Origin of the sequence: Mesorhizobium sp. M7A.F.Ca.US.002.01.1.1, from assembly GCF_004022955.1 — a bacterium.
GTDB lineage: Bacteria > Pseudomonadota > Alphaproteobacteria > Rhizobiales > Rhizobiaceae > Mesorhizobium > Mesorhizobium ciceri.
This window is the reverse complement of record NZ_RZQE01000259.1, coordinates 1-8,251: the sequence shown is the minus strand read 5'-3', so window position 1 is coordinate 8,251 and position 8,251 is coordinate 1. Positions and strand designations below refer to the sequence as shown.

The following is an 8,251-nucleotide window of genomic DNA, read 5'->3' as shown; positions in this document are numbered from 1 at the left end:
ACGGCCCCCGATCAACCGCCGATGGCAGCGGCGCCGAAAGGCGTCGAGGGCTCGTGGATAGACGCCAAGGGCACCGGCCTGTCGACCTTCACCGGCGGCACCTTCACGACGGTAGCCACCGACACCGGCCAGAAGCTTGCCGACGGCAGCTACACGATGACCGGCGCCACATCGGTGCAGATCAACGGCACCTCGCTGATCCGCCAGACCGCGGTCAGCTTCAACTGCCTGATGGTGTCGACAAGCCAGCTCAACTGCACGAGCTCCAGCGGTCAGAATTTCGTGCTGACAAGGCGCGTCTGAACCCACGACCATTCGTTTTCCAAGGACGGCGGCTGGTTGGCCGCCGTCCTTTTTTGTGCCGGCAAAGGGTCCCGGATTCCGCTTGCGTCATCCGGAACGCGATGGGAACATGGCCAAAGCGCCGGCTGTTATGTTCCAGTCAAGCAAGAGCGCTAATGGCCTCTGATCAGCTTTCCGGGAGACGAAGATGAAGAAGCTTGCCGCCATTGCAGCCCTGTCAGCCTCAGCCCTCGGTCTGTCGGCCGGCGCGTCCTTTGCCGACTACACGCTGAACATCCTGCATATCAACGACTGGCACAGCCGCATCGAAGGCAACAACAAATATGAATCGACCTGCTCGGCGGACGAGGAGACCAAGGGCGAGTGCATCGGCGGCGCGGGCCGGCTGATCACCGCGATTGCCCAGGAACGCAAGAAGCTGGAAGGCCAGAACGTGCTGCTGCTCAGCGCCGGCGACAATTTCCAGGGCTCGCTGTTCTACACGACCTATAAGGGCAAGGTCGAAGGCGAATTCCTCAACGACATGAAGTTCGATGCCATGGCCCTCGGCAACCATGAATTCGACGACGGCGAGGCCGCCTTGGCGCCGTTCCTCGACATGATCAAGTTCCCCGTGCTCGGCGCCAATGTGAAGGCCAACGCGCAATCCAAGCTCGGCGACCGCGTCAAGCCATCTGTTGTCGTCGAGGTCGGCGGCCAGAAGATCGGCATCATCGGCGCGATCACCAACGACACGCCGGACCTCGCTTCGCCGGGTCCCAACGTCGCCATCGAGGACGACGTCAAGTCGATCACTGCCGAAGTCGAGAAGCTCAAGGGCGAAGGCGTCAACAAGATCATCGCCGTGACCCATATCGGCTACAGGCGCGAACGTGACGTCATCGCCAAGATCCCGGGCATCGATGTCGTCGTCGGCGGCCATAGCCATTCCCTGCTGTCGAACACCGACCCGAAGGCGGAAGGCCCCTACCCGACGATGGTCGACAATCCGGACGGCTACAAGGTGCCGGTGGTGCAGGCGGCCTCCTATTCGAAATATCTCGGCGAGTTCAAGGTGGTGTTCGACGACAATGGCGTCGTCAAATCGGCCAGCGGCGACCCGATCTATCTCGACAAGTCGATCACCCCCGACCCGGCCGTGCTCGCCCGCATCAAGGAGCTTGGGGCGCCGATCGAGGCGTTGAAGAACAAGGAAGTGGCCGAAACCACCGACGTCATCGACGGCAGTCGCGAGAGCTGCCGCACCCGCGAATGCGCGATGGGCAATCTCGTCTCCGACGCCATCCTCGACCGCGTCAAGGGACAGGGCGTCGAGATCGTCATCTCCAATGGCGGCGGCCTGCGCGCCTCGATCGACAAGGGCACCGTCACCATGGGCGAGGTGCTGACCGTGCTGCCCTTCCAGAACACGCTGGCGACCTTCCAGATTTCGGGCAAGGATCTGGTGGCCGGCCTCGAGGGCGGTCTCAGTCAGGTCGAGGACGGCGCCGGGCGCTTCCCCCAGGTCGCCGGCCTGAAATATTCCTTCGACAAATCCGTTGCGCCCAATGCCGGCCGGGTCAAATCGGTGGAGGTCATGGAAGGCGGTGCCTGGACGCCGATCAAGCCGGAGAAGGACTATCTGGTCGCCACCAACAACTATGTTCGCCAGGGCGGCGACGGCTACAAGGTCTTTGCCGACAAGGCCAGGAATGCCTACGACTACGGCCCCGGCCTCGAACAGGTGGTTGCCGACTATCTCGGCGCCCACCGGCCCTACACGCCGAAGCTCGACGGCCGCATCACCGAAATAGCCGCGACCGTCGCCGCGGCGCCTGCGGCCCCGGCAAGCGATCCGGCCAAGCCAGCCGAAGCAGCCCCGGCCACCCCGGCGCCCGCACCGGCTGAAGCCGCCAAGCCTGCCGAAGCGGCACCGGCAATGCCTGAATTGCCGGCCAACTCGGGCGATATCGCCAACACACCACCGGCCATATCGACGGAAGGAGCACCTCCCCCGCCAGCGCAACCAGCCGCGCCGGCACCGGCCGAGCCGGCAAAGCCTGCTGAGGCCGCGCCAGCGGAAGCCAGCCATGTCATCGTTGCCGGCGACACCTATTGGGATCTGGCCAAGAAAGCCTATGGCGACGGCGCCAGGTGGAAGGTCATTTCGGGCGCCAACAAGGGCTACGAACCCCGCCGGCTTCCTGTCGGCGCAACCCTGACCATCCCGCCGAAATAGCTCGCTTATATGCCTGAATGACACCGCCCGTCCGAAAACCGGACGGGCGTCCTGTTTTCGGGCTAATGCATGTCGCTCAAAAGTGACCTCGGTTTTGGGAGAACGACATGCATAAAAACAAAGACTTAAAGCGGGCCGTCTGAATCCATTCGGACAATCCGCTTTAAGGTGCGGCCAGACGCTGCATTGAATGCGCGCGCAAGATGGTTAGGTTCGCGTCTCCCGGAGAACCCTTATGACGCTTCCCACCCCTGCCGATCCCAAGGTCGCAAAAGCGCTCGGCCCGTTGCCCGCTGGGCATCCGCCGGTCAAGGCGGGCAAGATCGGCGTCATGCTGGTCAATCTGGGCACGCCCGATGGCACCGATTTCAAGCCGATGTGGCGGTATCTGCGTGAATTCCTGTCCGATCCGCGCGTCATCGAGCTCAACAGGGCGATCTGGTATCCGATCCTCTATGGACTTGTGCTCACCACGCGCCCCAAGAAGTCCGGCGCCAATTACGCCCGGATCTGGAACCGGGAAAAGAACGAGTCGCCGCTGCGCACCTACACCCGTGCCCAGGCCGAAAAGCTGGCCGAAGCGCTGCGCGACCTGCCTGATGTCGTCGTCGACTGGGCGATGCGCTACGGCAATCCTTCGACTGCAAGCATTGCCCAGCGTCTGGCCGACCAGGGCTGCGATCGCATTCTTTCGTTTCCGCTCTATCCGCAATATTCGGCGACGACCACGGCAACAGCCAACGACCAGCTGTTTCGCGCGCTGATGAAGATGCGCCGCGCGCCGGCCGTCCGCAGCGTGCCGCCCTACTATGACGAGCCGGTCTATATCGAGGCGCTGGCGCGTTCGATCGAACGGCATCTGGCGACGCTGGATTTCGAGCCGGAGGTGGTCATCACCTCCTATCACGGCATTCCAAAACCCTATTTCGAGAAGGGCGATCCCTATCATTGCCACTGCCAGAAGACGACGCGGCTGTTGCGCGAACGGCTCGGCTGGGATGACAAGAAACTGATCATCACCTTCCAGTCGCGCTTCGGCGCGCAGGAATGGCTGCAACCCTATACCGACAAGACGGTGGAGAAACTCGCACAGGACGGCGTCAAGTCGATCGCCGTCGTCAATCCCGGCTTTTCCGTCGACTGCATCGAGACGCTGGATGAGATCGGCCGCGAGGCGGCCGAAACCTTCCACCATGCCGGCGGCAAGAATTTCGCCCATATCCCTTGCCTCAACGACAGCGCGGAGGGGATGGCGGTGATCGAGGCGATGGTGCGGCGCGAACTGTCTGGCTGGGTCTAGGAGAAATTCCAGGAAAAGTGTGAAACGGTTTTCCCGGGAAAAGCGATAGCGCTTTCCCTTGGGAATTTCGTCAACCGGAGTTAGAGCGGCTCGCCGCTCTAACTCCGGAACAACACAAGCTCCGGGGCGTTAAGGCGCGCCGCCGGAGAATGCGATGTCCCGCAAACTCGACCTCAGAACTGGCCAGCCCGTCTGGTCAGCCTATAGCGCGCCTGCGGTGCCGACGGACGGCCTGATCCGGGACGTCAAGGCAGATGTGCTGGTCGTCGGCATGGGCATCAGCGGCGCCATGATGGCCGAGGCGCTGACGGCCGATGGCCATCGGGTGATCTGTATCGACCGGCGCGGTCCGCTGAAGGGCTCGACGGCCGCAACCACCGCACTGGTGGCATTCGAAATAGACCAGCCTCTCTCCACGCTCTCGAAGATGGTCGGCAGAGCCTCGGCGCAGCAGGCCTGGCGGCGCTCGCGGCTCGCCGTCTCCAATCTCGCCGGACGCATCGCCGAACTCGGCATCAACTGTGGCCTGAGCCGGGCGCCGTCGCTCTATCTGTCTGGCACGATACTTGGTCCGTCGGAACTGCGCGACGAGGCCAAGGCACGGCGGCTAGCCGGCATCGCCGCGACCTATCTGACGCCGGCGCCGCTGGCGGAGACATTCGGCATCGACCGCGAAGGCGCCATTCTCAGCCACGGCAACATCGCGCTCGACCCGCGTAAGCTGACGGCTGGGCTGCTGCTGAAATCCCTTCAGCGCAAGGCTCGCTTCTACGCCCCCGTCGAAGCGACAGTGATCGAGGATAGCGCCGAAGCTGTTGTCGTCGCGACCAGGGATGGCCCGACCATAACCGCGCGACATGTTGTTCTGGCTACCGGCTACGAACTTGTGGAGATCGTGCCGGCCGCGGCCCACCGGATCATCTCGACATGGGCGATCGCAACATGCCCGCAACCGCGAAAGCTCTGGCCGGACGCAGCGTTCATCTGGGAAGCGTCGGAGCCGTATCTGTATATGCGCACGACGATCGACGGCCGGGTCATTTGCGGCGGCGAGGACGAGGATTTTGTCGACGAAGCGCGGCGCGACGAGCTGATCGCCGACAAGAGCACACGCATCGCCGAGAAGCTCGGCCTGGTATTTCCGCATCTCGACACCAGGCCCGATTTTGCCTGGACCGGTTCGTTCGGCACCACAACCACCGGCCTGCCCTATATCGGTGCCATTCCCCGCCACCCGCGCATCCATGCGGTGATGGGCTACGGCGGCAACGGCATCACCTTCTCGCAGATCGCTTCCGAGATTGTCCCGGCTTCGATCAACGGGCTGGAGGACACGGATGCAAGATTGTTTGCCTTCAACCGCTGATCGCACCCGCAAACAATCCGTCATCACCTGATTGTAACGCATCTGAAACACACTTAAGTCTTTGGTGAAGTCGGCCGCGCGAGAATGGCTTGTGCGGCCTTCGTCTGAGGGAGAGCCAAATGGATTTCAGTGGTTTCGATATTGCGGTTGGTGCACTTGCCCTTCTGGTATTGGTGCTGCTGATCAAAGGCATCAGGACAATCCCGCAAGGCTACAACTATACGGTGGAGCGCTTTGGCCGTTACACTAAGACACTGAGCCCGGGTCTCAATTTCATTTACCCGTTCATCGACCGCATCGGCGCCAAGATGAACATGATGGAGCAGGTGCTCGACGTTCCAAGCCAGGAAATCATCACTCGCGACAACGCCATTGTCGGTGTCGACGGCATCGCCTTTTTCCAGATCCTCAACGCCGCGCAGGCCGCTTACCAGGTTTCCGGCCTGCAGAATGCCATCCTCAATTTGACGATGACCAACATCCGTACCGTCATGGGTTCGATGGATCTCGATGAACTCCTGTCGAACCGCGACGCCATCAACGAGCGCCTGCTGCGCGTCGTCGATGAAGCGGCCCACCCGTGGGGCATCAAGATCACCCGCGTCGAAATCAAGGACATCAACCCGCCGGCCAACCTCATCGAATCGATGGGCCGGCAGATGACCGCGGAACGCAACAAGCGCGCCCAGATCCTTGCCGCCGAAGGCCTCAAGCAGTCGCAGATCCTCGAGGCCGAAGGCCGCAAGGAAGCCGCCTTCCGCGATGCCGAGGCGCGCGAACGTTCGGCCGAGGCGGAGGCCCGCGCCACCCAGGTGGTGTCGGAAGCGATCTCCAAAGGCGATGTGCAGGCGCTGAACTACTTCGTAGCCCAGAAATACACCGAAGCGTTGGGCAAGATCGGCACCGCGACCAACAGCAAGATCGTGCTGATGCCCTTCGAGGCATCGTCGCTGATCGGTTCGCTCGGCGGCATTGGCGAGATCGCCAAGGAAGTCTTCCGCAGCGAAGGCACGACCGGCTCGCAGAGGCAGGCCGCGCGCCCGCCGGTCGTTCGCCCAACCGACAACTGAGGTCGAAACCAATGATCGACCGCATCGTTTCCGAACTCGGCCCGTGGAACTGGATGGTTCTCGGTTTCGTCCTGCTGGTGATGGAAATCATCGCGCCGGGTATCTTCATGCTGTGGATCGGCATCGCCGCGCTGATCATCGGCGCTGTGTCGCTGCTGATCTGGGACACCGGCTTCTGGACATGGCAGGTCCAGGTCCTCGCCTTCCTGGCGCTGTCGCTGGTCTCGGCCTATGTCGGCAAGAAGCTGGTCGGCAGCCGCAACGACCCGACCGATCAGCCGCTGCTCAACCGGCGCGGCGCGCAAATGGTCGGCAGGATGGCGACACTTGCCGAACCGATCCGTGACGGGCGCGGCCGCATCAAGCTGGGCGACACACTGTGGCGTGTCTCCGGCCCTGACCTGCCGGCCGGCACGCAAGTGCGCGTGACGGGTGCGGCCGATACGGATCTGGAACTGACCGTCGAGGCGGTCTGAACGTTCAGGCGGCGCCGATACGCAGCAGATCATGCAGGTGGATGAGGCCGACTGGTTTCCGGCCCTCCACCACCATCAGGCTGGTGATGGCTGAATTGTTGATCGTCTGCAGCGCCGTTGCCACCAGCGTGTCCGGCGTCGCGGTCTTCGGACCTCTTGTCATCACCTGATCCACCGTCATCGCCAGCAGATTGCTGCCGATGTGACGGCGGATGTCGCCATCGGTGATGATGCCGACCAGCGCACCGTCGACATCGGTGATCGCGACGCAGCCAAACCCTTTGCGCGACAGTTCCAGGATCGCGTCCTGCATGCCGGTGCCCGCAACCACCAGCGGCAGCCTGTCGCCGACATGCATGATCTCGCGGATCTGCGTCAGGTTGGCGCCGAGCTGGCCGCCCGGGTGAAAGGTGCGGAAATGGTCCGGCGTGAAGCCGCGTGCTTCGAGCAGCGCGATCGCCAGCGCGTCGCCCATCACCAGTTGCAGCAGCGTCGATGTCGTTGGCGCCAGGCCGTGCGGACAGGCCTCCGGAGCGCGCGGCAAAAGCAGCACCACGTCCGCCGCCCGCGCCAGCGCCGATGTCTCTCCGGCGGTGATGGCGATCAGCGGAATGGAAAAGCGCCTGGAATAGGCGACGATGCCCATGAGTTCCTTGCTTTCGCCCGACCACGACATGGCGATGATGGCGTCGTCCCTGGCGATCATGCCGAGATCGCCGTGGTTGGCTTCGGCGGGATGGACAAAGAAAGCCGGCGTGCCGGTCGAGGCCAGCGTCGCCGCGATCTTCGAACCGATATGGCCGCTTTTGCCGACGCCGGTGACGATGAGCCGGCCTTCAATCCCCGAGATCATCTCGACCGCCTGGGCGAAAGGCGCGGCCAGCCCATTCTCCAGCGCCTCGGCGAGGGCTGCGACACCAGCCTGTTCTGTCGCCACCGTCCTCAGCGCCGAAGCGATCGAGGCTTGCCTGTCCAAAGGCTTCTTATCCAGGGATCCCGCATGCATGGCTGATGCGATTAGCGCTTTGCCGGCGCGCTGTCCAACGGAAATGGCCCAGGCATATCGCCCGAACGTGTGCGGTGGTTCAGACGACGGCAGGCGAGAAAACGCACGCAGTATGAATCCCTTTGGAAATCAGCGCTTCAGGCAGCTGACGGGCCGCTGCCTCAACCCTCCGTTAACCATCCCCATTTACGGTTCGGTAAGTATGGCGCGCGTGCGCCGCGCAAGCAGTGGTGGCGATGTCCGGGGTCCAGCCAGAAAATTCGACGCGACGTGGGGGCAAGGCGGTCTGCGCCTTGCTGCTGGCAACCAGCATGTTTGCCTTGCTGCGCCCAACGGCGCTCCATGCCCAGGAAACCGAACTGCGCGGCGAAGTTTCGGAATCGGCGATCCTGTCCGACCAGCAGCGCAAGGCGAGACAGCTGGCCTTGGCAGCGCAGGGTCAACAGCCGGCCAACGCCGCGCAGGACAATGCGCCGGCCCGCACCTATCTGCCGGCCAGCGCCGGTGCCTGT

Annotated in this window: 7 protein-coding genes and 1 pseudogene; 7 read left to right on the top strand and 1 reads right to left on the bottom strand. The window is 63.1% G+C overall.

All coding sequences use genetic code 11. The features are described from left to right. The 6 genes from EN932_RS22460 to EN932_RS22435 form a co-directional block, all read left to right on the top strand. On the top strand, window positions 1–303 hold a 303-nt coding region (locus EN932_RS22460), incomplete at its 5' end, for a hypothetical protein (RefSeq protein ID WP_128369075.1). A gap of 187 nt (window positions 304–490) precedes the next feature. Further along, window positions 491–2,521 (top strand): bifunctional UDP-sugar hydrolase/5'-nucleotidase, encoded by a 2,031-nt coding sequence (locus tag EN932_RS22455; protein WP_127369345.1) that lies wholly within the window; start codon window positions 491–493, stop codon window positions 2,519–2,521. 235 nt (window positions 2,522–2,756) lie between these two features. Beyond that, entirely contained in the window at window positions 2,757–3,821 is a 1,065-nt protein-coding gene (hemH, locus tag EN932_RS22450) for a ferrochelatase (protein WP_027161401.1), read from the top strand. A gap of 154 nt (window positions 3,822–3,975) precedes the next feature. After that, window positions 3,976–5,187 (top strand): FAD-binding oxidoreductase, encoded by a 1,212-nt coding sequence (locus EN932_RS22445; protein ID WP_127385189.1) that lies wholly within the window; start codon window positions 3,976–3,978, stop codon window positions 5,185–5,187. Window positions 5,188–5,306: 119 nt separating this feature from the next. Beyond that, window positions 5,307–6,257 (top strand): SPFH domain-containing protein, encoded by a 951-nt coding sequence (locus EN932_RS22440; RefSeq protein WP_013529726.1) that lies wholly within the window; start codon window positions 5,307–5,309, stop codon window positions 6,255–6,257. A gap of 11 nt (window positions 6,258–6,268) precedes the next feature. Then, window positions 6,269–6,733 (top strand): NfeD family protein, encoded by a 465-nt coding sequence (locus EN932_RS22435; protein WP_013529725.1) that lies wholly within the window; start codon window positions 6,269–6,271, stop codon window positions 6,731–6,733. A gap of 4 nt (window positions 6,734–6,737) precedes the next feature. Here the strand turns inward: EN932_RS22435 and EN932_RS22430 are convergent, their stop codons facing one another. After that, window positions 6,738–7,739: a KpsF/GutQ family sugar-phosphate isomerase gene (locus EN932_RS22430; protein ID WP_024502733.1), complete on the bottom strand. Its 1,002-nt coding sequence runs from the start codon at window positions 7,737–7,739 to the stop codon at window positions 6,738–6,740. A 236-nt stretch (window positions 7,740–7,975) separates the two neighbouring features. On the opposite strand from EN932_RS22430, the pseudogene EN932_RS22425 reads away from it, so the two are divergent. After that, window positions 7,976–8,251: pseudogene (locus EN932_RS22425) on the top strand (hypothetical protein); the annotation flags it as partial.